Source organism: Martinezella paranaensis (assembly GCF_014200235.1).
Lineage (GTDB): Bacteria > Pseudomonadota > Alphaproteobacteria > Rhizobiales > Rhizobiaceae > Rhizobium > Rhizobium paranaense.
In genome coordinates, this window is record NZ_JACHBI010000011.1 from 24040 (window position 1) to 48259 (window position 24220).

Annotated in this window: 24 protein-coding genes and 3 pseudogenes; 12 read left to right on the forward strand and 15 right to left on the reverse strand. The window is 60.5% G+C overall.

What is annotated here, in order from left to right; all coding sequences use genetic code 11:
* Window positions 1-347: 347 nt before the first annotated feature.
* The 5 genes and pseudogenes from GGD50_RS23350 (at window position 348) to GGD50_RS23370 (ending at window position 5520) form a co-directional block, all read left to right on the forward strand.
* On the forward strand, window positions 348-1091 hold the full coding sequence (locus GGD50_RS23350) for an NYN domain-containing protein (protein WP_004119790.1): 744 nt from the start codon (window positions 348-350) through the stop codon (window positions 1089-1091).
* A 337-nt stretch (window positions 1092-1428) separates the two neighbouring features.
* A pseudogene (locus GGD50_RS23355) lies at window positions 1429-2392 on the forward strand (ParB N-terminal domain-containing protein); the annotation flags it as partial.
* A 382-nt stretch (window positions 2393-2774) separates the two neighbouring features.
* Window positions 2775-3362, forward strand: a complete 588-nt coding sequence (locus GGD50_RS23360; RefSeq protein ID WP_004119792.1) for a hypothetical protein — start codon at window positions 2775-2777, stop codon at window positions 3360-3362.
* 301 nt (window positions 3363-3663) lie between these two features.
* Window positions 3664-4587 carry an ArdC family protein gene (locus GGD50_RS23365; RefSeq protein WP_028755179.1) on the forward strand — a complete coding sequence of 308 codons (924 nt, stop codon included), beginning with the start codon at window positions 3664-3666 and terminating at the stop codon, window positions 4585-4587.
* 624 nt (window positions 4588-5211) lie between these two features.
* Window positions 5212-5520: a DUF736 domain-containing protein gene (locus tag GGD50_RS23370; RefSeq protein ID WP_004119799.1), complete on the forward strand. Its 309-nt coding sequence runs from the start codon at window positions 5212-5214 to the stop codon at window positions 5518-5520.
* 72 nt (window positions 5521-5592) lie between these two features.
* On the opposite strand, the pseudogene GGD50_RS23375 reads toward GGD50_RS23370, so the two are convergent.
* The 5 genes and pseudogenes from GGD50_RS23375 to GGD50_RS23395 all read right to left on the reverse strand — a co-directional run.
* Window positions 5593-5712 (reverse strand): annotated as a pseudogene (locus GGD50_RS23375) (HU family DNA-binding protein); the annotation flags it as partial.
* 93 nt (window positions 5713-5805) lie between these two features.
* On the reverse strand, window positions 5806-7326 hold the full coding sequence (gene ltrA / locus GGD50_RS23380; protein ID WP_004119807.1) for a group II intron reverse transcriptase/maturase: 1521 nt from the start codon (window positions 7324-7326) through the stop codon (window positions 5806-5808).
* A gap of 610 nt (window positions 7327-7936) precedes the next feature.
* Window positions 7937-8104 (reverse strand): annotated as a pseudogene (locus GGD50_RS23385) (HU family DNA-binding protein); the annotation flags it as partial.
* Window positions 8105-8225: 121 nt separating this feature from the next.
* Window positions 8226-8837 (reverse strand): ATPase, encoded by a 612-nt coding sequence (locus GGD50_RS23390; protein ID WP_028755140.1) that lies wholly within the window; start codon window positions 8835-8837, stop codon window positions 8226-8228.
* Window positions 8818-9060, reverse strand: coding sequence for a hypothetical protein (locus tag GGD50_RS23395; protein ID WP_004119810.1), 243 nt, complete (start codon window positions 9058-9060; stop codon window positions 8818-8820). Before GGD50_RS23395 ends, GGD50_RS23390 begins: the two co-directional genes overlap by 20 nt.
* A 179-nt stretch (window positions 9061-9239) precedes the next feature.
* On the opposite strand from GGD50_RS23395, the gene GGD50_RS23400 reads away from it, so the two are divergent.
* Window positions 9240-9539 carry a hypothetical protein gene (locus tag GGD50_RS23400; RefSeq protein WP_004119811.1) on the forward strand — a complete coding sequence of 100 codons (300 nt, stop codon included), beginning with the start codon at window positions 9240-9242 and terminating at the stop codon, window positions 9537-9539.
* 22 nt (window positions 9540-9561) lie between these two features.
* On the opposite strand, the gene GGD50_RS23405 is transcribed toward GGD50_RS23400, so the two are convergent.
* Complete coding sequence (locus tag GGD50_RS23405) at window positions 9562-9819, reverse strand: WGR domain-containing protein (protein WP_004119812.1); 258 nt, start codon at window positions 9817-9819, stop codon at window positions 9562-9564.
* Window positions 9820-10180: 361 nt separating this feature from the next.
* On the opposite strand from GGD50_RS23405, the gene GGD50_RS23410 reads away from it, so the two are divergent.
* Window positions 10181-10357: a hypothetical protein gene (locus GGD50_RS23410; protein ID WP_015342042.1), complete on the forward strand. Its 177-nt coding sequence runs from the start codon at window positions 10181-10183 to the stop codon at window positions 10355-10357.
* Window positions 10358-10506: 149 nt separating this feature from the next.
* On the opposite strand, the gene GGD50_RS23415 is transcribed toward GGD50_RS23410, so the two are convergent.
* The 4 genes from GGD50_RS23415 to traC all read right to left on the reverse strand — a co-directional run bounded on the left by GGD50_RS23415 (window position 10507) and on the right by traC (window position 13803).
* Window positions 10507-11085 (reverse strand): thermonuclease family protein, encoded by a 579-nt coding sequence (locus GGD50_RS23415; protein ID WP_004119813.1) that lies wholly within the window; start codon window positions 11083-11085, stop codon window positions 10507-10509.
* A gap of 232 nt (window positions 11086-11317) precedes the next feature.
* The gene (gene traG / locus GGD50_RS23420) at window positions 11318-13294 is read right to left on the reverse strand and encodes a Ti-type conjugative transfer system protein TraG (RefSeq protein ID WP_004119814.1); all 1977 of its coding nucleotides are present in this window, start codon (window positions 13292-13294) and stop codon (window positions 11318-11320) included.
* Entirely contained in the window at window positions 13287-13502 is a 216-nt protein-coding gene (gene traD / locus GGD50_RS23425; RefSeq protein ID WP_004119826.1) for a type IV conjugative transfer system coupling protein TraD, read from the reverse strand. Before traD ends, traG begins: the two co-directional genes overlap by 8 nt.
* A 4-nt stretch (window positions 13503-13506) precedes the next feature.
* Window positions 13507-13803, reverse strand: coding sequence for a conjugal transfer protein TraC (gene traC / locus GGD50_RS23430; protein WP_004119828.1), 297 nt, complete (start codon window positions 13801-13803; stop codon window positions 13507-13509).
* A gap of 256 nt (window positions 13804-14059) precedes the next feature.
* On the opposite strand from traC, the gene traA reads away from it, so the two are divergent.
* The 4 genes from traA to GGD50_RS23450 are packed head-to-tail and all read left to right on the forward strand — an operon-like array spanning window position 14060 to window position 19711.
* Window positions 14060-17371, forward strand: a complete 3312-nt coding sequence (gene traA / locus GGD50_RS23435; RefSeq protein ID WP_004119830.1) for a Ti-type conjugative transfer relaxase TraA — start codon at window positions 14060-14062, stop codon at window positions 17369-17371.
* On the forward strand, window positions 17368-17934 hold the full coding sequence (gene traF / locus GGD50_RS23440; RefSeq protein ID WP_004119831.1) for a conjugative transfer signal peptidase TraF: 567 nt from the start codon (window positions 17368-17370) through the stop codon (window positions 17932-17934). The genes traA and traF overlap by 4 nt, the downstream gene beginning before the upstream one ends.
* Window positions 17924-19087: a conjugal transfer protein TraB gene (locus GGD50_RS23445; protein WP_004119833.1), complete on the forward strand. Its 1164-nt coding sequence runs from the start codon at window positions 17924-17926 to the stop codon at window positions 19085-19087. The genes traF and GGD50_RS23445 overlap by 11 nt, the downstream gene beginning before the upstream one ends.
* 15 nt (window positions 19088-19102) lie before the next feature.
* Window positions 19103-19711 (forward strand): TraH family protein, encoded by a 609-nt coding sequence (locus tag GGD50_RS23450; RefSeq protein ID WP_004119835.1) that lies wholly within the window; start codon window positions 19103-19105, stop codon window positions 19709-19711.
* Window positions 19712-19974: 263 nt separating this feature from the next.
* Here the strand turns inward: GGD50_RS23450 and GGD50_RS23455 are convergent, their stop codons facing one another.
* Window positions 19975-20211, reverse strand: a complete 237-nt coding sequence (locus GGD50_RS23455; RefSeq protein ID WP_004119837.1) for a helix-turn-helix domain-containing protein — start codon at window positions 20209-20211, stop codon at window positions 19975-19977.
* Between the two features lie 249 nt (window positions 20212-20460).
* Between GGD50_RS23455 and GGD50_RS23460 the strand changes: the two genes are divergently transcribed.
* Window positions 20461-20775: a transcriptional repressor TraM gene (locus tag GGD50_RS23460; protein ID WP_004119838.1), complete on the forward strand. Its 315-nt coding sequence runs from the start codon at window positions 20461-20463 to the stop codon at window positions 20773-20775.
* A gap of 3 nt (window positions 20776-20778) precedes the next feature.
* Here the strand turns inward: GGD50_RS23460 and GGD50_RS23465 are convergent, their stop codons facing one another.
* The 4 genes from GGD50_RS23465 to trbG all read right to left on the reverse strand — a co-directional run bounded on the left by GGD50_RS23465 (window position 20779) and on the right by trbG (window position 24204).
* Entirely contained in the window at window positions 20779-21483 is a 705-nt protein-coding gene (locus GGD50_RS23465; protein ID WP_004119842.1) for an autoinducer binding domain-containing protein, read from the reverse strand.
* Between the two features lie 158 nt (window positions 21484-21641).
* On the reverse strand, window positions 21642-22943 hold the full coding sequence (gene trbI / locus GGD50_RS23470) for an IncP-type conjugal transfer protein TrbI (RefSeq protein WP_004119844.1): 1302 nt from the start codon (window positions 22941-22943) through the stop codon (window positions 21642-21644).
* Window positions 22944-22953: 10 nt separating this feature from the next.
* The gene (gene trbH / locus GGD50_RS23475; RefSeq protein ID WP_004119847.1) at window positions 22954-23388 is read right to left on the reverse strand and encodes a conjugal transfer protein TrbH; all 435 of its coding nucleotides are present in this window, start codon (window positions 23386-23388) and stop codon (window positions 22954-22956) included.
* A 3-nt stretch (window positions 23389-23391) separates the two neighbouring features.
* Complete coding sequence (trbG, locus tag GGD50_RS23480; RefSeq protein ID WP_004119849.1) at window positions 23392-24204, reverse strand: P-type conjugative transfer protein TrbG; 813 nt, start codon at window positions 24202-24204, stop codon at window positions 23392-23394.
* Window positions 24205-24220: the final 16 nt, after the last annotated feature.

The window sequence follows — 24220 nt, forward strand, 5'->3', positions numbered from 1 at the left end:
CAGCACGCGCATAGCTGCATTGCACAATAAATGTTTTCCTTCCGATCAAAAATTAATCATAGTGCACACAGCTGATGCACATGGCGGATTTCCTCCCAGTGCCGCCGCAGCAGCTGTTCCCCTCTGGAGGTTTATTGACCTTCACGCTTCATGGGCCGCGGTTTTCGCTGGCCCATTTTTTTTGTTCAGGTCATCCGACGATTTATCCGCGCACGATCCTGACGCGACTCCCCTTGCCAGCAAACTGCGCGTGGTCCGATAGCATCTGACACTTTCGGGCTTGTGAGGCATGGGCCCCTTGTCCATCTTGTGGTCTTCGGTCCATTAGGACAGATTGGAGCTATCGAATGCCTGAAACACGTTCACCGCGACTTGCTGTACTAATTGACGCTGACAATGCGTCGGCCAAGATCGTTGACGGCTTATTCGAGGAAATAGCCAAAATCGGCGAGGCGAGCGTCCGACGCATATACGGTGACTTCGCAAACGCTCGCTCGAAAGCCTGGATCGACGTCCTTGCCAGGCACGCGATCATTCCGCAGCAGCAATTTGCCTACACGACCGGTAAAAATGCCTCTGATATCACACTTGTGATCGACGCCATGGACCTCCTCCACAGCGGGCGCTTCGACGGCTTTTGCCTTGTTTCCTCCGACAGCGATTTTACACGCCTCGCCTCTCGGATCCGTGAGCAAGGCATCGATGTGTTCGGTTTTGGCGAGCAGAAAACGCCCGAAAGCTTCCGCCAGGCGTGCCGGAGGTTTATCTACACTGAAAACCTCCTCTCTTCAGCGCCTACAAATGGTGGCGATGCTACTCAGGCAACTCCTTCGCTCCAGCCGCCAAGTGCAGCGGCGCCGATCATCAGAAAGGTCATCGCGCAGATGGAGAGTGAGGATGGTTGGGTGCCGCTCGGCGCAGTCGGAACGCAGCTTGCGAACCTCTCTTCAGACTTCGATCCCCGAACATATGGATTCAGGAAGCTCAGCGACCTCGTGAAGAAGACAAATGCGTTCGAGATAGACCATTCGGACAGCAGACCTCTGCGCATCCGCGTCAAACAACCTTCTGCCAAGAAAAGCGCCAAGTGACGTTTAGTACGGGTCTCCATCAGCACGTTTTGGTTCGCCGCATCCTCCAAGCTTTGTGGTGAGAGAGCAAGGGATAGGCGAATGGAAATGGAAGAAAAGATGGAGGAAGACTACTCGCAGATCGAGTAGCCGGGCGTCGCTGACGCTCAACCGCGCCGCTCGCAATGGCGGCCACTGGTCCTCGCAGGGCTGTCAGCTCCGCTCGTCCTTCGCGGCAGCGATGCTCGGCCGCAGTTGCACCCGGCTGCCCGCTCCGCGCTTCGGGTCGTGTCTTCGGAAGGAATGAAGACGCGAAGGACAGGCAGAGGCCTGTCCAATCCTCGAAAAGGAATATCCCATGCAATTGATGAAGGTCGATCCGCGTGCGTTAAAGGACGACCCCGACAACACGCGCCAGTCGAAGTCGACGCCCCAGGCCGACGCCCTGCTTGGCGACGATCAAGGCCGTCGGCGTGATCCAGCGCCGGTCATTTCCCGGAAGCCGGCGGCAACGGTTACATCATCGAAGCCGGTCACCGCCCCACCAGTGTGGCGATCGCCGCCGGTATCGAGGAAATCGACGTGGTCGTGGTCGCGGTGGCCAACGACAACGGCGCGATGCGCTCGATGACCGAGAATATAGCTTGTGCCTTAATCCCATCGATCAATGCGCGGCATCGAGCGGCTGGTCGCGCTCGGCTGGACCGAGGAGGCGGTCGCCGTAGCGCTTGCCTTTCCCGTCCGCCAGATCCGCAAGCTTCGTCTGCTCGCAAACCTCTTGCCCTCCATGCTCGATCAGATAGCCAAGGGCGATATGCCGAACGAGCAGCGGCTCAGAACGATTGCGGCCGCCTCGCACGACGAGCAAAAAGAGGTCTGGAAGGCCCACTAGCCGAAGAAAGGCGAACGGCGGCCTGGTGGCAGATCGCCAACGGTCTCACAAAGACCCGTATGTATGCACGTGATGCAAGCTTCGGCGACGATCTGCGCCAGGCCTATGGGATCGAGTGGGCGGAGGACCTGTTCGGCCCTGCCGATGAGGACAATCGCTATACCACCAATGTCGAAGAGTTGCTTGGCGCCCAGCAGGAATGGATGGCGAGCAACGTGCCGAAGAAGGGTACCATCGTCGAAGTCAACAATTGGGGCCAGCCGGACCTGCCGAAGAAAGCCGAACGCGTCTACGGCAAGCCAGGCAAAGGCGACTGTACCGCGATCGCGAGGGCAAGGTGCACAGCGTCCACTGCCGGATGCCGGAGGTCAGGAAGCCCACCGGTCAGACCGGCCCGGCAGCTGATGGGGCGGAGGAGGCCCGTAACAGCCGAGGCCGGCTGATCCGCAAGGAGGGCGAGCGCAGCCTCGGCGCCACCAGCCTTTCGTGGGAGCGCCTGTCGTTGATTTGAGGACGTCACCTTCCTCCCCATGCCGGATTGCCCTTCGTTTTGCTGCGGTCTGAACCGGCGGCCGTGCGCTTCCAGGCCGCTATCGCGCCGCGGAGCGGCCGGACCCCGCCGTCCTTCACGGAGCAGGCTTGCGTGCTTTATCGAGGACAGGTTGCCCTCTTCGCACGCAAACCGGCTCCGCTCGTCCAGGAGGGGCCGGACCTTGAGGCGCCCGTCTTTCCGCCGGTCCGGGGTGACCGCACCGAAGGGCAAGCCGGCATGGGGCCGGAGCCGCTTCGGACGACCTCGAAAGGAAACGACCATGGCCAAGTCCACTCCCTCATCCCGGCAATCCACGCGTGTCGTGCAACTGCGCAAAGGCGCCACCGTCGACATGGTTCGGCTGACTTGCCCCGACGCCATGCAGGCGCTGAAGATCGCCGAGAGTTTCGGAACCGCCGTCATCGACAGCGACGGCATCCGCGACCTGCACGAGCGGCTCGTCACGGAGACAGCCGACGCGCTCGGCGACGGCCTTGGCGACAAGGCCATGCAGATCCACCTGCAACGGATCGTCGGCGCCTACGTCGGCTCCGCCCATGGCGCCGGCCAGTTCTACAGCCGCGCGGTCACCGAGGCACGCGATGCCACGGCCAAGGCCGCCAACGATGCCCGGGACGAGGACCTCGACGGTCCCGTCGGCTATGACAGCGCCGCCCAGCGTAAGCGCGAATTTGCCGCCGACATGGGCATACAGGCCCATTCGCTCAGAATGGCGGCGGAAGGCGCCGTCGCCGCCTATGTCCAGGTGATCGGCGAGAGCTGGAAACCGTTCGACCGTCCCGTCGAACAACCGGGCCGCGCGCTCGACCGCAAGGCTGCCGAAGCGCAGATCTCCGCCTTCGACTAGCCACTTCCGGCGGGGTTCCGGCCCCGCCTTTTCCATCAACTCGAGCCGGCCGGTTCCATGGCGGGACCGGCCTGTTGTCGTTTTGCGAACCCGGCCAGCAAGGAAAAAGAAATGAAGCCGATGGCACGCCCGTCGCCGCCCGTTCCTTCGTCGGGTCTGCAGGAGCCGCCGGCGGATGCAACGGCTTCGCCGTCCTCCACTGCGTTGCGGCTGTTCCGGTGCATCCACCGGCTGATCTGCTCCTGCTTTCGCCCTCCGTAACGGGCGGCGACGGGCGCGGCCTTGAAACGGAGGTTTGGATATGAGCAAGACAGAAAATCAGCGGGGCGATCTCTACAGCCGCATCACCGACAGGATCATCGAAGACCTGGCGAAAGGCGTGCGGCCCTGGATGAAACCATGGAATTCGGCGAACACGGCAGGCCACATTACCCGCCCGCTGCGTTACAACGGGCAACCCTATTCTGGCGTCAACGTGCTGCTTTTATGGTCGGAGGGTATCACACGGGGTTATACGTCATCCACATGGATGACGTTCAAGCAGGCCCTGGAACTGAGCGGCGCAGTGCGCAAGGGCGAGACCGGCACGACCGTCGTCTTCGCAAGCCGATTCACCAAGTCCGAAACCGACGGGAACGGCGGCGAGGTCGAGCGGGAGATCCCTTTCCTGAAAGCCTACAGCGTCTTCAACGTCGAACAGATCGACGGACTTCCCGACCAGTATCATCACCGGCCGGCACCGGTTCTCGATCCGGTTGAACGGGTTGGGCATGCCGATCGGTTCTTCCGCGACACCGGCGCTGCAATCCGCCATGGCGGCAACCAGGCCTTCTTTGCGCCTGCCGCCGATCTCATCCAGATGCCACCATTTGAGAGCTTCAAGGATGCGGCAAGCTACTACGCGACTTTAAGCCACGAGGTCACGCACTGGACGGCGCCGGCCCACCGCCTCGCTCGCGACCTCAGCCGCTATGCCAAGGACAAATCCGAGCGAGCCCGCGAGGAACTGATAGCGGAGCTCGGTAGCTGCTTCCTTTGCGCCGATCTCGGGATTGTTCCCGAGCTCGAGCCCCGCCCCGATCACGCCTCCTACCTCGACTCCTGGCTTAAGGTCCTGACCGACGACAGACGGGCGATATTCCAGGCGTCGGCGCATGCGCAACGGGCCGTAGCGTTCCTGCATTCGCTGCAGCTCGCCGCAGCCGACGAGCGGCTCGTCGCGTGAAGACTTGTCAGCGCCGGTCGTTGGCCTCGCCAGCGGTCGGCAACTCTTGCCCGTCGGTCGGGGGGCGCGTCACGATCAGCCGCGAGGTCCAGTTTGCCCCAGATCGAGGTTGTCCGGTCGATCGGCTTGAGCTTCCGGGACGGCTTGATTTCGACGATAAACGGCTTTGTCTGCTGACGTATAGATCCTCAGGCGACGGTTCGCGAGGCGCCGCGATAGCGCGGAGCGGGCAATGCAACGCCCTCACGCTGGGTGGTTCTGCGAGGTTTGGGCTAGGCATGTGGACAAGACAGCGGACTGATCGTTGTAGCGTCCGGGCAGGCACCGGGGACGGGCTGCCATTGCCATATCCCTTCGAGCACTGCAGCAAGCCACGTCCTTCGCGGGCTCGATGAGGCATGTCTGATCGAAGACCGGCTTCGCCTCGATCGTCTTCCCGCAACGGCCTTGCGAAACTTTCTTCCGCTGAGCGCGATGCGCTCATTCCTCGCGGAGCAACAAAGCTTCTCCTGGCCGCCCGCCATTTCATTTCGGCCCTACGGGTGCGGACCGATCGTCCCCGATCCTTGCGACAGCCATCGAGGCCGCGATGGGCGCGGCCCGAGACAGCAAAGGAATACGACAATGGCAACCATCGGCACCTTCACCACCTCCGAAACCGGCTTCAACGGATCGATCCGCACGCTCGCCCTCAACGTCAAGGCCCGCATCGCCCGCATCGAAAACCCCTCCGACAAGGGCCCGCACTTCCGCATCTACGCAGGCAACGTCGAGCTGGGCGCGGCCTGGCAGAAGCGCTCCGAGCAGGACCGCGACTACCTCTCGGTCAAGCTCGACGATCCGAGCTTCCCTGCCCCGATCTACGCGACGCTCACAGAGGTCGAGGGCGAAGAGGGCTACCAGCTGATCTGGTCCCGCCCTAACCGGGACTGACACGCAGACGGCCCCGCTAAAGCGGGGCCGTCGATCTCTCGGTTAAAGGCCGGCTCAGCGGTCCGCAAACCCTTACGTGTTCAAGGCGTCCTTCAGAGCCTTGGCAGGCTGGAAGCCCAGCTTTCTTGCCGCAGCAACCTTGATCGCCGCACCGGTCGACGGATTGCGGCCTTCGCGCTCCGGGGTATGCTGTCGGGTAGGAACGACCCGTTGCCGGGCCGCTCCTCCCTAAGAACTGTACGTGCGAGTTTCCCAGCATACAGCTCAAGCCTCCGCCAAGCCCTGTTAGACCAGAGCCGCCAGTTCCTGTGCATCGGTATGAGATGTGGAATCACCGGGCCGATCCGTAACTTCCGACGGCAGACCGCGCCTTCCGGCGAAGTAGCTGTCCCACATGGGATCGAAAGGATTCGCTTCGGCGCGGATTTTGCAGTGGCGACGTATCGGTACGTCGGATGCGTGGATGAGGCGGATGAACTTGAAGTTTCCTGCCTTATCCTTCATCCCGGTGCGGAATACCCAGTCTCGTGTACCTTCCCGAGCGAAGTAACGATACTTCACCCAGCGAAGCGGCTTGTCCGGGTGTCTACGACAGGCCCACTGCCAGAGACATTTCCAGATGAGATGATCGACCTTGCGAAAGGTCTCCTTCGCCACCTGGTTGTGATGATAATTGGTCCATCCCCTTATGACCGGGTTTAGCGACATTATCAGATACTCCTGCTTCACATCGGCGGCACCCTTGGTGATAGTTCGGATCTTGCGCATAAACGCCACCACGTTCTTCTTGGCGGGTTTGATGTGGGTATGCCCATCATATCTGCGCACGTTCCAGCCGAGGAAGTCGAAACCTTCCTCGACCCGCACGATGCGAGTCTTTTCTTCAGACAGAGACAGGCCCCGTTCTGACAGAAATTCCTCGACCATAGATTTCGCCTCCTCCAGCACTTCTTTTGAAGCACCTGTGACGACGAAGTCATCGGCGTAACGTATCAAGTGGACCTTGGTCAGGCTGTTGCGACGTCTTGGGCCGTAGAAGTCCCGTAACATCTTTTCCATTCCGTCCAAGGCCATGTTGGCGAGCGTGGGCGAGATTATTCCCCCTTGCGGAGTTCCCGCTTTCGTCGCGTGCCAGTCACCGTCCTTTATGTAACCGGAGTCCAGCCACTTCCGGAGCACCACCTTGTCCATGGGGATGTTGGCGATGAGCCAGTCCTTGCTGATTTCGTCGAAGCAGCCAGCAATGTCCGCATCCAAGACCCATTCCGCCGTGCCGCGCCCGCGCAGCGCGATAAAGCACTGCCGGGCCGCATCACGGGTTGCTCGATACGGTCGAAAACCGTACGAATTAGGGTCTGCCGTCGTTTCCGCGACAGGTAGCAGAGCGAGCAGGTGAAGTGCCTGCATGGCCCTGTCCTTCATCGTCGGAATACCGAGCGGACGCAGTTTCTTGCTGTTTGCTTTCGGGATATATACCCGCCTCAACGGCAAAGGATGATACCCACGCCGTTTGAGCGACAATAATCCTCTGACGCACTTATCCGGTGTGTCCCAGATGATCCGGTCCACTCCGGGTGTTCTCTTTCCCTGATTTCCAGTAACCCGTTTCACCGCAAGCGCCTTGCCGCTGAACGAGTGGGTCAGCAGCCGTTGCAAGGCTTTCACCTTGCCCCAGCGACCTTCCTTAACTGCCTTCGCAATACGCATCTGCAGCCGTCGCACGTGTTGGTAAGCCTTGCGCCAGTCAATCTGGCCCCAGCTCGCCGCTTCGCGGGAGGCCGCACCAGTCACTGTTGTGACCGTCATTTGCCTGTCCTCCTGCCGAGGGTTCTGCACATTCTCTCGCGACGGGAGACCCGTCGGAAGTCTGCTCCCTTTCGGGCGGGGTGATGTTGGCGAGCCGCAACCCCTGTCCAAACCATTACAGTCCGGCGTTCGCTTTCTCCGACATCCTCTGCCCGCACCGCCAACAACTTTCCTTGCGGTCGGCCTGCCCATTGCCGGGCGACGATGCGGGTTTACCGTGTTTCACCTAAATAACGCGGGCGGGTTAGACCCTGCCTATCCGCCGGCGGTCCTTCGTCCGTGTGCCTCCAAAGTGAAGAGAAGCATCCGACCGCACACCTTTTGGTTCAAGCCTGTCAGCATCTTTGGCTTGTCAAATTTCACGACGTTTATCAGCAGTTCATTTGCATTGATCATACCACCCAGCCTAGCGCCCCATCCGCATTGATGCTCGCAGAAGATGCCTCAGCCTCACGACATCGGCATGGCCCGAAGGCCCGGCTACATTGTCCCGGCAGCTTCAAACCGGACCGTTACCAGTCCCGCATGTGCCGGTAGGCTACTGATGACGGAACATCAGGTTTGTCCCGGAATATAAATCCCGTACAAACAATTACTTAGGCGACTTTCACGTCGCACTCACCTTGAATTTCCCGAAGCCGGGAATGAACGTCTCGGCGCCGGAGGTGGCAGCGGCCGTGATCGCCGCAAATACAGCTTCGACGATCGCCTTTCCCTGCACCTTCGTCAGGCCGTGGTCTGACGCGATCTTGTCAGCGATTTCATTTGTCGTGGTCATCGATTTCTCCTCGTTTCAAGAAGGAAATCATTTCCACCGGAGCCGCAGCCTGTCACGCAAACACCTATCTGGAGGCCAGACAATCGACGGTTCTCCACAGAAAGTGCGGAATCACGACTCCTTATTCGGTTGCGATGGACCGAACCGCTTTGGCAACGACCTCCAGAGCGTGCACGTCGAGTTCAATGACCCCATCAGACTTCTCGCCGATCGTTTTCGGCTTTGCGCCGCTGTTGTCCCAGATCCAGGCCTTGTCGGCTTGTTCCAGAAACCAGGGAAATTGCTCAAGGGACCGTTGGTACCGCTGGCGGACTTTTTCGTCGGGTACCGGATGTCCGCCTTTGGCTACGCGCAACTTGATCCGCTCGATCGAGCGCTCGGGGCTATCGACGACGACATATAAGAACCAGACCGCGAATCCGAGCGCCTTCGCCGCTACCACGAGACGTCGATACTTCTCTGTCGACAGGACTGTTTCGACGCCGATTGTTTTGTGGACGTTGATCGACGCTTCAAGCCAAGACTCGATCCGTTGAACCGCGGTTAGGTTGGCTTCCAGCGGCGGTCTGGACTCGACTTTGCTGATTCTGGCAGCCAGTAGATCCGGATTTACGATCCAGACTGAGCGACCTTCCATTTCAAGGTCGGCATTCTCGTACACGCTGCTTTTCCCAGAGCCATTTGGCCCGGCGATGATCAGGAAGACTGGCTGCTCAATCTTCGATGGGAGCACGATCAAGGACGCCAGTTACAGCCTTGTTCTCGCGACGCGCCTTGGCGACATTCTTGCTGAACACGTAGCTCAGATCTTTTCCGAGCGTCTTGCTCTGCGCGTCGATCGTCCGAACAGTCAGAAACTGCCCGGTACCTGCGTCACGCACGCGTTTCTGCGTGACCGCGGTATCGCGTACGCCGACTTTGGCACTTCCAAATTTTTTGACGACGACTTTGGCCATGTCTGCTCCAACCTTTCCGCAAATATAGCAATCATTTTCCCACCCGAAAAGAGCCTGTTGGCTTTTGACTGGAGGGTGTGCGAGCCTTGCTATGAGAGCGAACGGCTTCACGTTGAAGGCGAAGCAGCCGAATCGCATTGCGAAATCTACCAGGCGTGGGCCGCCACTGTCATGTCCCTTTGTCTGGTTATTCGTGGCTCCAGGGGCGCCTCGATGGGGCACGTCTGACGCGGACCGGCTGCGCCTCGCTCGCTACCCGCAACGGCGCTTCGAAATTTTCATCACCAACCGGGACTGAGCCGGAAACGCCCCACCGTGAGGCGGGGCCGACTGGCCAGATAGGCAAGCCGACGACAGACATCGAGCCTGCCGCCGGCTTTTTCGGTGCGATACGGAACCGGAATATGTTCGGCGTCAAGATCCCGTTCTTCGTCGAGATCGAGATGTCCTTCGAGACCGACTGGAACAGGCGCCGATGAGGCCCGCTTCGGCGGGCCATTCTCATGTTGGCACGGAGGTGCGTGGACGATAGCCGCGCTTTCGTTTCTGCCGCAGCAGGTCGAGAAACAGTTCGACTGCTTCCTCTTCCCGCCCGAAATGGTGGACCATCATCTGACCCTTCGTGCCGATGCGGCCCCATTTCCGGAGCAGGCAGACATCCCCGAACAGGTTGGGCTCGATCGACATGGCGTAGTAGCGCGCCATGTTTCTGGCGGCGTCAGAGCGTTCGACATAAAGATGGTACGGTTGCGCGATCATGAGACAAGAATCGCCTATGCCGGGAATCGCGTCCAACGAGACTTATGAATCGGTCGGCAAGGATCGATTCATATCGCTGATGACCTGCGACCGGACACGATGGCCTTGCTCGAATTTGCCTGATGACGGTCCGTGCGGATGGCGACCATCGATAAGGAACTTAAACCAATTCCGCGGGATTTCCTTTCGAGGCTGGGCTTGGCACAATGAGCGTCTTCGACTGCCGCCGACATCAGATGATAGAGGTTTAATTTCAGGGAGCTTCGCTTTTTTTAGGCGTGCGCTGGCGCAGGTTTCTCACTTCGCCGGGATTTCACCTCCGAGAAGATCATAAATTTCGAAAATAGCATGAGGATGTCACATGAAAGGCTATCTTCCCTATGTCATCGGCGCATTGTTGGGCGCCATCGTCGCGGTCGCTGTGTCCATTCTCTTCGGCCTTGATGGGATGTTCCAGCTTGCGGTCTTGGCGCTGCTGCCGGTTCTGGGTGCTGCGCTGGTCGAGCGCTTTTACTATCGCGGGTCACGAGCGCGCTAACGTGACTATCAACAGATGGATATCGGGCCTCGGTCGTGCAAAGCCGACGGTTCTTGGGCGAGACGCCTGCGGCGCACGGCTCTATTCGCGATGCTCACGGTGCCCGAAAACGGTCTCCGCCCATCCAGGTGCGATCCTCTCGCAGCCCCTCACCCGCACCATCCATGTCTTGCGCCGTCCCAGCGCCGGGCAAGACCTTCATCGATGAGGCGGTCGCCGAGCGAGCGCCCTTCCCGTGTAACGGTCCGGAGTTTTCGGCCATACTTGTCCTCGTCCCGCAAGCCTACTGACAACGAGAACTTGCCGGCGTTCAGAAGCGCCAGCAGGCGCGCTTTCGCTGCCTCGCCCTTGATCCGTTCCGCCTCGCAGCGCGGTGGGCTGAGCTCCGGCGTGTCGATGTCAGCGATGCGGATTTTTTCTCCCCCAAACCAGAAAGTGTCGCCATCGACGACGCAGTTCATTCGCACGCTCTCGCCGCACAACGAAAACGTGGCCTGCGACGTATCCGTTGTCGGCGCCTTGGCCAAAGCTAAGATGCCAGAAAGATCGCCGGCGCCGGCAAACGCAAACCATCCGCCTGCTCCAATGATGATGGCTGAGATGACCGCCATCAGCGACTTGCGCGGGCCGTTCTGTCCAGTTCGGAATTTTCGCTGCGGCCGATATCGATCGCTCCCGCGGCCGGATTTGCGCCGCGGTCTCAACGGCACCACATTCGATTTCGCCACGTGCCTGTCCTCTGCTGTTCGCATCAATCTACGTCGAGCCCGGTTTCTTCTGTCTTTACGAACAAGCCGGCCTCAGATGGAGTTTAGGAGCGGGCGCAGTCGGTCCCGCCTCCCCGGTGTGGGCCACTATGTTGAGGCTCCTGCGGCTGCGCTTTTTCCCGCTCCTTGCACGACGAGAATTCCAGAAATCCCGCCCTTCGGCGGACGCCCACGCTGATTTCTCCGATACTCTTCATTGTTCTCGATCGGCCTTGCTCGCTGCGCTGCGCGCCGGCCGATCGGGCGAATTCTCTGCGGGGTTCGCTGCTTTCGAAAACGCTCTCGCGCCCACGCACCCCTTCATATCGTCACGCCGAAACCAGATCGCGCGTCCGCATCTGAGCGGCGCGTTTCCGGCGGTGAAGACGATCTGCTCGTCGGCCCGCATGCGCAGCACCTCGTGCGGCTGGATCAGCGGCCTGGCGGCGAGTTGCTTCGACCGCGTGCGCGACGATCCTTTCGATTGGACACTGCGGCTGACCTGATCGATCTCGACGGTCGTCATGCCGCAGCGGCGTGAGATGTAGTCGGCAGTCTCGGGATCGTTGATCGCGGCGAATGAAATCCAGCTTGCGCTCTCGAACCATTTGCTCGCCGCATCGCGGCCGCCATAGGTCTCGCGCATCTGGCCGATCGACTGGTAGATCATGGTCAGCGTGATTCCATACTTACGGCCGGCGTCGCGCGCGGTCTCCAGGATGCGCATGTAGCCGAGGCGCGCCACCTCATCGAGAAGGAACAGTGCCCTTCCCTGCATCTCTCCGTTGCGGTTGTAGATCGCGTTCAGAAACGCGCCGATGATGACGCGCGCCAGGCCCGCATGCGTCTCCAGCGTCTTGAGATCGATGTTGATGAAGACATCCGTCTTTCCGTCCGCCAGATCGCTCGTCGAAAAGGAAGTTCCCGAGACCAGCGCGGCGTAGTTCGGATAGGACAGCCAGTGCGTTTCCTTGACCGCGTTGGCATATACGCCCGAGAAGGTTTCCGGCGTCATGTTGACGAAGGCTGCGACATTCTCCTTGACGAAATCCGAATTCGAATCGTCGTAGATTTCATGCAGCCGCTGGCGCAGTTGGGGCTCTGGCTCGGACAGGTTCTTGCGTACTTGCCGGAGTGTCTGGTCGTTTTCCGTCGTGTGGCCTGAGAGGCAAACGTCGGCAATGAGAGCCGTCAGCAACTGCAAGGCCGAGGCGCGGAAGAAGTCGTCACGGACCCCACGCGCGCCACCGCTGTCGCTCATGATCCACGATGCGACGGAGGCGATATCCTCCTCTTTCGTTCCCCCGAACCGGCCGATCCAGTCGAGCGCGTTGAAGCCGATTTCCGAGTGTTTCGGATCGAGCACGAAGACGTCGCGGTTGGCGTCGCCACGGTGCTTCAACACCATTGGCGCAACCTCGTTCGAAGGATCGAGGACAACGAGCGCGCCACCCCACTTGAGCGCCGTCGGGATCGTGACCGATGTCGTCTTGAAGCCGCCGGATCCGGCGAACACGATGCCGTGCGACGAGCCGAACGAGCCGTCGAAGCAAAGCAGCGGCGACTTGCCGCCCGCTCCCCAGCTCGCGGCGCTGTCGGCGCGAAACGATGGTGCCGCGATGCTATCCCGGTCGACCCGGTAGCGCTCGCCGATGACGATGCCGCCGCTCTCGGCAAACAGCTTTTCGGCTTGCGATAGTTTCATCCAGTCGGCCTCGCCGTGCAGCGCCCGTTTCCCAACGATGCGCTTCGGTTCGGCCCTCGCGAATGTCGCGTTGCCGGCAATCGCCACACGCATGCCGAACAGCGCCGACATCAGCACGGCAGCAGCCCCGATCGCCGTCGCGGGATCGAGATAGTTGAAGACGGTTTTGCCGGCCGGGACTTGTTCGAGATACGCGGAGAGCCTCGATGCCTCGCGCAGGACCGCTAGGACGAGCGTCGCTGTCGCGCCCGTGACAACGCCCCATCCTGCCGTCCTGATCCGCGCGGAGCCTGCGCTCGCAAACAGAAAGATGATGCCGACGACGGACGCGGCGACATAGGGCAGAGCGATGCCGGCACGGCCGAGCATCTGCCGGGCGGCATCGCTCTTGCCGAAGTGGGATAGCCACAGTTCGGTCCCGGTCATGCCGATGGCCATCAGCATCATCAACGCGCATGGCGCTACGAACAGCAGGATCCTAGTCATCTCTCTCTCCGAACGCTTCAGCACCGAGTGCGGCGAGCCGTGAGCGCTCCTGTGCGTCTCCCTTCAGGCGCGCGGCGGCATCGATGAGGAGCCCGAGCAGCAGCGCGCGCTTCTCGTAGCGCAGCCCCGCCTTGATGATCAGGCCGCCGAGCTCGATCTTTTCGCGCGTGTCCTTCTTGCGGGCATCTGATGTCGTGGATCTTCGCATCCGCTCAAGCCTCGCCAGTCCTGCCCTCAGCCGTACCAGGCGGGTTCTGCGCGGCGGGCGCGCTGCCCTCGCCTGCGCCGCTTGCCCCCTTCCCTCCGGTCGAACGGACCTTGCCTCCGCGAAAGCGTTTCGCCAGATCCTCGAATGCTGCCTGCAGTTCACCCTCGTCGATCTCGATCTCACCGAGCCCGGCTTTAAGCGCGATCCGGCCGATGCGCTCGGCCTCCCGGGTCTCGGCGAGCTTCAATTGCTCCTGGAGCCTGGCGATTTCGTCGCGGATTTTCGAGGATGGTTTCTTCATGTCCGGATGTCTCCTTGGGTGCGAAAGCTTGTCTTTCGGACCCCATCTTCCGGATGTCGGTGCGGAACGCACTACTGTGAATCCTACAATCGCCAAGGGCGATGCTTTCGTGGATGATCCCGGCCGCTCGACAAGAGCGGCATCCGAAGGGCGCAATTATACGTCGCTGGCGCGACGTTCTTTTGAGAGCGCCTGGCGGAGCCGATCTCGCTGGCGAACATGTTGATTTTGCTCGGAATCGGGAGAGAATTCCGCCGTGGCCGTTCCTCATTTCTCCGTCAGCATCGTCGCCCGCGGCTCCGGCCGCAGCGCTGTGCTGTCGGCGGCCTATCGGCATTGCGCCAAGATGGAGTACGAGCGGGAGGCCCGCACGATCGACTACACCCGCAAGCAGGGCTTGCTGCACGAGGAGTTCGTCATCCCTGCCGATGCGCCGTCATGGCTGCGGACGATGATTGCCGACCGATCCGTCTCCGGCGCGTCGGAAGCGTTCTGGAACAGTGTCGAAATCTTCGAGAAACGCGTCGATGCCCAGCTTGCAAAGGATGTGACCGTTGCGCTGCCGATGGAGCTCTCAAGCGAGCAGAACATCGAACTGGTGCGGGATTTTATCGAGCGTCACATCACGTCGAAGGGCATGATCGCCGACTGGGTCTATCACGATGCACCCGGCAATCCGCATGTGCACCTGATGACGACGCTCCGGCCGCTGACCGAAGACGGGTTCGGCGCCAAGAAGGTTGCAGTGACCGGCCCTGGCGGCAAGCCAGTGCGCAACGATGCCGGCAAGATCGTCTACGAGCTCTGGGCCGGCAGCCTCGACGATTTCAATGCCTTTCGTGACGGCTGGTTCGCCTGTCAGAACCGGCACCTGGCGCGCGCCGGCCTCGATCTCCGCGTCGACGGCCATTCCTTCGAGAAGCAGGGGATCAATCTGACGCCAACCATCCACCTCGGTGTCGGCGCCAAGGCGATCGAGCGCAAGTCGGCGGAAGCCGAGCGGGCCCCTTCGCTGGAGCGGTTGGAGCTGCAGGAGGAGCGCCGGGCCGAAAACGCCCGCCGCATTCAGCGCCGTCCCGAGCTCGTGCTCGACCTGATCACGCGGGAGAAGAGCGTCTTCGACGAACGCGACGTTGCCAAGATCCTCCACCGCTACATAGACGACGCTGGCCTCTTCCAAAGTCTGATGGCAAGGATCCTGCAGAGCCCCGAAACGCTCCGGCTCGAACGCGAGCGGATCGAGTTTTCAGGCGGCCTACGCGTGCCGACGAAATACACGACGCGGGACCTCGTCCGGCTGGAAGCAGAGATGGCCAACCGGGCGATCTGGCTGGCTCAACGCTCTTCTCACGGCGTTGCGGACGCTGTGCGCGAAGCCACCTTCGCCCGCCACCTGCGCCTGGCGGACGAGCAGAAGACGGCGATCGCACATGTTACCGGCGGCGAGCGCATCGCTGCGGTGATCGGACGTGCAGGCGCCGGCAAGACGACGATGATGAAGGCGGCGCGCGAAGCCTGGGAAGCGGCCGGTTATCGCGTCGTCGGCGGGGCGCTTGCGGGCAAGGCCGCCGAGGGCCTGGAGAAGGAAGCCGGCATTCTCTCCCGCACGCTGTCATCATGGGAACTGCGCTGGAACCAAGGCCGCAATCAGCTGGACGACAAAACCGTATTCGTTCTCGACGAAGCGGGCATGGTGTCGTCGCGGCAGATGGCGCTGTTTGTCGAAGCGGCGACCAAGGCCGGCGCCAAACTCGTGCTTGTCGGAGATCCGGAACAGCTCCAGCCGATCGAAGCCGGCGCTGCCTTCCGCGCCATTGCCGACCGCATCGGCTATGGCGAACTCGAAAACATCTACCGCCAGCGTGAACAGTGGATGCGCGAGGCGTCGCTCGATCTGGCCCGCGGCAATATCGGCAGAGCCGTCGAAGCCTATCGCGCCCAGGGCCGCGTCAGCGGAGCCGATCTCAAGGCCGATGCCGTGCAGGCGCTGATTGCCGATTGGAACCGCGACTACGATCCGCAAAGGTCGAGCCTCATTCTTGCGCACTTGCGAAGAGACGTGCGCATGCTCAACGGCATGGCTCGCGCAAAGCTCGTCGAACGCGGTCTCGTCGCCGACGGTTTCGCCTTCCGGACCGAAGACGGGCACCGAAAATTCGCGGCCGGCGACCAGATCGTGTTCCTGAAGAACGAGGGCTCGCTCGGCGTCAAGAACGGTATGCTGGCGAAGGTCGTGGACGCGACGCCCGGGCGTATTGTCGCGGAAGTCGGAGACGGCGAACACCGCCGCCAGGTCACGGTCGAACAACGCTTCTACGCCAATCTCGATCACGGCTATGCCACCACGATCCATAAGAGCCAGGGTGCCACCGTCGATAGGGTGAAGGTGCTGGCTTCCCTCTCTCTCGACCGCCATCTCACTTACGTGGCCATGACCCGTCACCGAGAGGACTTCGGTCTCTACCACGGCCGCCGATCTTTCGCCAAGGCAGGCGGCCTGATCCCGATCCTGTCGCGCAGACAAGCCAAGGAAACGACGCTCGATTATGCGAGTGGCCGCTTCTACGCCCAAGCCCTTCGCTTCGCCGACGCCCGTGGCCTTCACCTCGTTAACGTCGCACGCACTGTCGTTCGCGACCGGATCGAATGGACCGTCCGGCAAAAGTCGAAGCTCGCCGCGCTTGGCGCTCGTCTGGCGGCAATCGCCCGCAGGCTTGGTCTGTCCGCCGGCGCGGCCAAGACCAGTCAATCGCACAGCATGCAGGAGGCAAAACCCATGGTATCGGGCATCACCACGTTCCCAAAATCGCTGGAACAGGTCGTCGAGGACCTGCTTGCAGCGGACGCCGGCTTGAAGAAGCAATGGGAGGAAGTCTCAGCGCGCTTCCATCTCGTCTACGCTCAGCCGGAAGACGCGTTCAAGGCTGTCAACGTCGATGCGATGCTGAGAAACGAAGCGGCGGCGAAATCGACGATCACCAAGATCGGTTCCGAGCCGGAGACCTTTGGTGCGCTGAAAGGCAAGACCGGGATCCTTGCCGGCCGCGCCGACAAGCAGGCCCATGAGAGGGCCGTCACCAATGCGCCGGCGCTTGCCCGAAACCTGGAACGCTATCTGCGGCAGCGCACGGAGGCGGAACACAAATATGACGCCGAGGAGCGCGCCGTCCGCATGAAGATCTCTCTCGACATCCCGGCGCTGTCGCCGGCGGCAAAGCAGACGCTCGAACGCGTCCGTGACGCCATCGATCGCAACGACCTTCCCGCAGGACTCGAAAACGCGCTCGCCGACAAAATGGTGAAAGCCGAACTCGAAGGTTTTGCGAGAGCCGTATCGGAACGTTTCGGGGAACGCACCTTCCTACCGCTCGCCGCCAAAGACATGACAGGTCAGACCTTCCAGTCGGTGACCTCGAGCATGTCTGCCGGGCAGAAGGCGGAAGTGCAATCGGCCTGGAGCACGATGCGAACGGTGCAGCAACTTTCCGCGCATGAGCGCACGACCGAGGCGTTGAAGCAGGCCGAGACGCTGCGGCAAACGAAGAGCCAGGGGCTCTCGCTCAAATGACGCGTCCGGGTCGAACACGCGAGCGAGCCATGGCGCAGCGAAAACAAGCTGCCGTCACTTCATCGGTTTCTGCTGCCGCCATCGCAGTGATCGGACTGGCCGGTCTATTAGGCAGCTATCGCATCAATCTTACGCCGAGCGAGCCACTTGGCCTCTGGCAGATTGTCCCGCTCGACCGTTCGCCTGGTGTGGACGACCTGGTGTTCATCTGCCCACCGGACACAGCCGCCATGCACGAAGCGAGGGCGCGCGGCTATCTCCGCTCCGGACTTTGCCCCGGTCATCTCGCGCCGCTCATCAAGTCGGTGGTCGCGGTCGCCGGCCAGCGCGTCGAGATCGCCAACGAGGTGACGGTCGATGGGCGCCTGGTTCGTGCTTCCACTGTCGCCGAAAAAGACGGAGAAGGTCGGCCGCTGACACGGTTTTCGGGCGGCGTGGTACCGGGCGGTGAGGTCTTCCTGCATTCGGCCTTCGCCGGCTCGTTCGACTCCCGTTATTTCGGGCCTGTGCCGACATCCGGCATTCTCGGTCTGGCGCGTGAGGTGCTGACCTATGCGCCATGACTGGGTTTGGCCAACGCTGCTTATCATCGCCTCGGTCGGCGTCGGATCGGTGGCATGGAGCGGCCACGTGCTGTTGTTGCCGGTGGCGCTCGGCTTTCCCGTCCTCTGGTCGCTGTCGAGAACGAAAAAGACGGCAACCTTGGTTTCCGCAGCATATTTCCTGTCGGCGTCGCGCGGCCTGCCGCAAGGCGTGGCCACCTTCTATGCTGCGGATATCTGGCCGGGCCTGCTGCTGTGGCTGGCTGCCTCGGCCAGCTTTGTCGCGGCGCATGCGCTCCTGTGGACGAAGGAGGTTGGCCTTCGTCCGGGCCGCTACGTCCTGGCGGCCGTACTGATGGTGGTTCCCCCTTTCGGCATTACCGGCTGGGCGCATCCCATCACGGCCGCAGGCGTGTTGTTTCCGGGATGGGGATGGTGGGGACTGGCCGTCACGACAGCCGGCTTGGCGGGCCTCGTTTCCCGCCTCTGCCCAACTGTCGCCATGGGCCTTATAGGCTTCTGGCTTTGGTCCGCCGCTTCGTGGACGGACCCGAAGCTACCGGAAGCCTGGCGGGGCGTCGATCTCGAATTGGGTGCGTCGGTCGGGCGGGACACCAGCATGGCCCGCCACCGTGATCTAATTGCAACGGTGCTTGAACGAGGGACCGACGGTGTTCGAACCGTCATCCTTCCTGAAAGTACGTTGGGCTTCTGGACGCCGACGGTCGAACGGCTTTGGATCCGCGCGCTATCAGGGCATGACACGACCGTTCTCGCGGGCGCGGCAGTCGTTAACGCGGCCGGATACGACAATGTGGTGGTTGCAATCTCCGCAGATAGCAGTCGGATCCTCTACCGGGAACGGATGCCGGTTCCGGGCTCGATGTGGCAGCCCTGGCAGCCGCTCTTCGGCGGCAACGCCGGAGCGCAAGCGCACATCTTTGCAAATCCTGTCGTCGCGCTCGGCTCCGGGCGGGTGGCGGTGCTGATCTGCTACGAGCAACTGCTCGTCTGGCCGGTCTTGCAATCGATGCTCGGCAGTCCGGACGTGATCGTTGCGGTCGGCAACGGCTGGTGGACCAAAGGCACGTCCATTGTCGCCATCCAGCGCGCCAGCACCGCCGCCTGGGCAAAGCTGTTTTCCAGGCCAGTCGTTTTTTCTTTCAACACCTGATGCCGAGGAGGTCCCATGCTCGACGCCGCCCTTATCAAAGACTGCGCCGACCCTTCACTGAAACCCGCGATCGTCGAGCAGTTCGTCGCGGCGGCGGGCTCTGCCGATCCCCTTGCGGTGACCGTGCGCTCGGGAGGGCGGTTGATCCTGGTGCCCAAGGCCAGATCACCCGACGAGGCGATGGACATCGTGCGCCAATATGCCGGCAACGCTGTCGTTCGTGTCGGTCTGACGCAGTTTCCAGCCGGTGTGGGCGTCAAGGACCTGGCCGATCTCAAAACGGATTTGGTCGATGCTTGCCAGAACCTGCGCAAGGGAACGGCGATGTTCGCCAAGGTCCTGCGCATTGTTGCCAAATGGTACGGCGATCCGAAGAGCGATGACGTCTTCCGCCAGATTTTCGAGGATGCGCTCTATGCGTGGAAAGCCGGCGAGTTCGAGGGCGTCGGTGTGTTTCAAGCGCAGGATCCAGGAGCCTCCATCGAATTGCCTCGGCAAAGCGAAGCGCGGTCCGTCGATGAACCGCCAGCCACCGCGACCACTCCCGAGATGCGGACGAAGGTGAATGAGGTTATTGGCCAAGCCGGAATTCGGATCGATCTTTCGAGGATCGGAGGCAAATAAGCACTCGAGTTTCTTACGTCGGAAACGGCGCGACGGATGGAACATCCCCGGCATGCATAATCATCCTCGTCGAAAAGTTGAAGGGCAATTCCAAAGTGCCAACGCCACAGGCGAAAAAGGGTACCGCGGAACGTTCGCCGGATGGCATGACCTTTTATGGCCGCATAGCAATTCCTCCAGAGCCTGTCGGACATTCGGGGTTGAGGACGCGCTGAGCATTGCGTCCTTGTTTGCCTTGTTTTCGGTTCCCAGCCCTGTACCCGTCATCTCAGTGGCTCAATTTTTGTCTCAGGCCGACGTTTCAGCAGTTCAGACGCCTCAACACCTAAGACCGTCGCCAGGCGATCGACAACGTCGATGCTTGCATTATAGACACTGCGCTCCAAAGAACTGATATAAGTTCGATCGATGCCTGCCTCAAACGCGAGCTCTTCTTGCGACAGGCCTTTGGCTTGACGCGCGGCTTTCAGATTCCGTGCAAACACCTCTCGAATCTCCATGCTGGAGAGAGCAGCGGCTTGCAGAGTATTTCTCCACGGAGTATTCTCTACAGCCGTATTCCGGATATGGAATGTTCATACGAATCAGGGTGATTAGGCGTTCACTGATGCCCTCTTCTTGCGAGCAATGAATTGTCGAGTTTGTAGCCACCCATCTTACTGAAGGATGGGATCTATTCTGCAAAGCGTATACGCTACCGGAAGGTCTCGATCCTTGCCGGGTCGCAAACGAGGTAAGAGGAGAAGCGGATGGACAACGAGGTCTCATTCGAGACAAGCGGCAAAAGAGAGTCTCGTTATAAAGCGATGCGAGAAGCCGATTTGAAAGCGTTAGCAATTTCTGCGATCCGCGAGCACCGCCGACTTCTAGCCGCGGATGAAGCTGTCTACGAAACGTGGACTCTTGCAACCGCCAACGCCTCGACTTCCAGGGACGTGCTCAAGAGCCTGCAAGATGAGTATCTCGATCGTCAAAAGAAGTCAGAAGCGCAGCAGGAAGAACTCTCGGAAATCGTCGATGCGCTTGGTTATGTTCCCGATGTGCCCTCCGAAAACAACGAATGATGGTTAAACCAAACCGCGGTCCTTCGCGATTGCCACGAGCTGAGGGATCGTCGCGGCATTCAGCTTTTTGCGTGCGCGATCGAAATGGTGTTGCACTGTTCGTTGGGTAATTCCCATTAAAATGGCAATCTCCCAAGCCTTTTTACCCTTTGCCGCCCACGTAAGACACATCGCTTCCTTTGGTGAAAGCAGCCGGCTGGGTGCGACGATCGTCGACGCAGCTATGATCTTCAGGCGATAGTGAATTGCCAACACCGCCTGAAGCGGGTTTAGTTGCTTTTGACATTTTGAAATATCAGCTTTATGCCCCGAGGACGCGAATGTCAGCATAATGATCGAGCCGAAACTGCCTTGAACGGGAACCGTCACCCCACTGCGAATGCCATGTTCTACCGCTTCATCCCGAAAACGATTGAACTCAGAGCTCCCACGAGACGGCCAGTCATCGATCGCCCAGGAAAACATCTCCATCCGGCGTTTGGCTTCCGTAACGACCGGATCCACCCGAGAATATTGGTTGCTTAGGTAAATTTTCTGCCATTTCTCGGGATAGGAACTGAGCGCGCGGGCGCTAAGGCCTTCCGTTTGCAGATATGCAAAGAATTGAAATCCGCACGAATGAACGAACCCTTTGAGCCCGCGTTTGATCATCCGTTCATCGTATGAGGCTTCAACCATGTCAATGAGAGCGCTTAAGGCTGGATCCACAGACCTGTCTCCTTTCTGTTGTACGTGAAGGCGCCCCCGCTCCTTCGGAAGTGATACAGATCTGCGCTCACCCGCGCAAACGTCTATTCACCTCTATTTCGCAATCAAACCTTCTGACCAAGAGATGAAGTTAAACAAAGATCTCTTCTGATGCTGTATCACTGACTGCTGTACGTAGAGGGGAAGACGATATCCTGATCGACCAAGACATTGAACTCGTATCCCGGCCGGATTTGGATTGTCGGCTGAACGTTCAAGTTTTTCGAGATCGTCTGCTCGGCAACGCGACCGAAGGTGTCCGCAAAATTCCGTCTGGCGGCATCGGAGGCCGTGTCCTGGGTGGCAAGCGTCGTGCTTTCGGGCATCGACATGTCGATGCCGGTTCCGAGTATCGCGACAAGTGCTGCCGAACTCCACGTGCGCCAGAGATGCCGATCGACCTTATCCTTGAACCCGCCATAACCTGCCCCATCGGTCCCAGCCATGCCGCCGATTTGCAGCGTCGAGCCATTCGGGAAGATCAGATCGGTCCAGACGACGAGCACGCGGTCCTGGCCAAAGGAAACCTTGGAATCGTAACGGCCGAACAACTTGGCTCCCTGCGGGATCAGGAGCCGGTAGCCGGTGGCGCTATCATAGACATTCTGGCTGATCTGCCCGATGATCCGGCCCGGAAGGTCTGAGTTGAGACCTGTGATCAACGTGGCTGGAATGACCGAGCCGCGCTTCAGCTCATACGGCGACATCTGCGGCACGACCTTATTCGGCAAATAGCCAAGATCCTTGATGTCCTGATTGAAGAAATCCTCCTTCGAACTTTGGGCATTCGGGTCGACGTTCTGGGCCGTCAGCCCGGATTTCGATGCGGCGGTGTAGAGATCAGAAGCATTGTTGGCTGTCGTCGTCGCAGTCTGACGACCGGCGTCTGTGGAACTTTTAGCGGCCTTCTCGACATCAGAAATATCCACCTTCAAAGGCGAGTCCAAAGCGGTTGCCCGCGCCTGCAGGTGAGCCATCCGCTGGCGCTGAGCTTCACGGATATATTGTTCATCCTGCTCCCGCTTTAGGCGGGCTCGCCATTCCTCCTCTGATTCGAGCTGCGGGCCTCTTTCTTGCCGTTCCGTAGGCCGGCGGTCTATAACAGGTGCTCCCTTCTCCACCTTCTGCTCGACGGTGGGTGTTGGCTGGAGCACTTCGCGCTCACCTGGCTCGCCGATGATGCCGTCACTGATGCCGCGCTTGAGCTGGTCACCGAAGTTCGTCGCCGGTGTATTCAAGTTGCTGTCGATATCGTAGCTCCAGTTGAAGGGAAGTCCTCGCCACGATAGGCCGATCACGACCACGCCGAAGAATAGCGCGATGAGGACGGTTGCGGTAATAATTGGCAGCCGATTGAGGCGGCGCATTCCTTTCGGATCGTCGGCTTGCTTTGAAGGGCCGAGCTGGAGCGATTGGATCATACCTTTCCCCTCAATTACGCTGCATGATGGAGAGCGGACTTGCCGGCGTCGCACCGGCGGCCGTTGCTTTGTATGCGCGGCCAAGGGTAATGGACGGTGTTGACAGCCGCGCGAGCACCTGATCTTGAGTGCCATCGATCGCGTAAGTGAGCTCGACCGGTTTCACGTCCTTTCCAACTTTGCCGTCGGTTAGAACGGTGTAGCCAGAGCCCTTGAGGGCCGCCTCGAGTGCCGCCGCAAACTCCGATGTGTCCCTTTCCATCTTGATTGTCGTCGACCTCACGGGACTGATCTGCTCGGCGAGCCGGCTTGCCATGTCGGCGGCGATGGCACTTGCGGCGGGCCCGGAGACCGGCGCGGCGTTTGACCTGGCGTCAGACCCATCCCCAGCAGTTTGGCATGCGGTGAGAAAGCCGCTGATGATGATGACGAGAAGCTTGTGCATAGCTTAGCCTCCTCGCCGAATGGTAATCTTCTGCTGGCGCCAGCCGACGCCGGAGACGAGGATCGCCTCGTCGACGGCATAATCGACGATCATCAAGTCGTTCTTCATTCGGTAATTGACGATGCGGCTCTGGCCGCCGTGGATCACGACCAGCACCGGTGCATCCTGACCTGAGATCGACTTCGAAAACTGGATGTAGGTTTTCACGCCATCCGAATAGACCCGCGTCGGCTTCCAAGGTGCCGAGCCACTCACGGAATATGAGAAGTTCAGTTTGTCGGGTGCCGCCCCGGGAATGCCGCCGGTCTCGAGCCGGGAATTGATGTCGGCGAGCTTGGTCGAGACGTCCTCCGGATATTCGAAGCCGACGCGTGCCATGTACTGGCTCGGATGTGACTTGAGCTGGATGTAATAGGTGCGTCGCGACGTCGTGACCACCATCGAGGTGACAAGACCTACTTCCGACGGCTTGACGATCAGATGGATCGCTTGGCCGCCGATTGCACCGGAGGTGGCAGGCTCCACCTTCCAGCGAACAGTATCTCCAACGAGAACATCGCGGACGATCTCGCCGCTCTGGAGTTCGATATCGCAGACCTGCAAGGGCGAGCAGACAACGGACGGCTGGGTTTCGCCGAAGAGAAAGGTGACCTTGCCATCGGAGCCTGCCGTCACCAGTCCGGGCGCGACGCGCCATTTCCTGGAAATGGTCGTGCCATTCACCTCATTTGCCGTCATGGTCTGCGCCTCAGCGCCGCCCACAAAGACGAGTCCCGCCAAGCAGCCGGTGGCTGCAATTAGTGCTGTTCTGTGCATGTCAAATCCCCTGCCC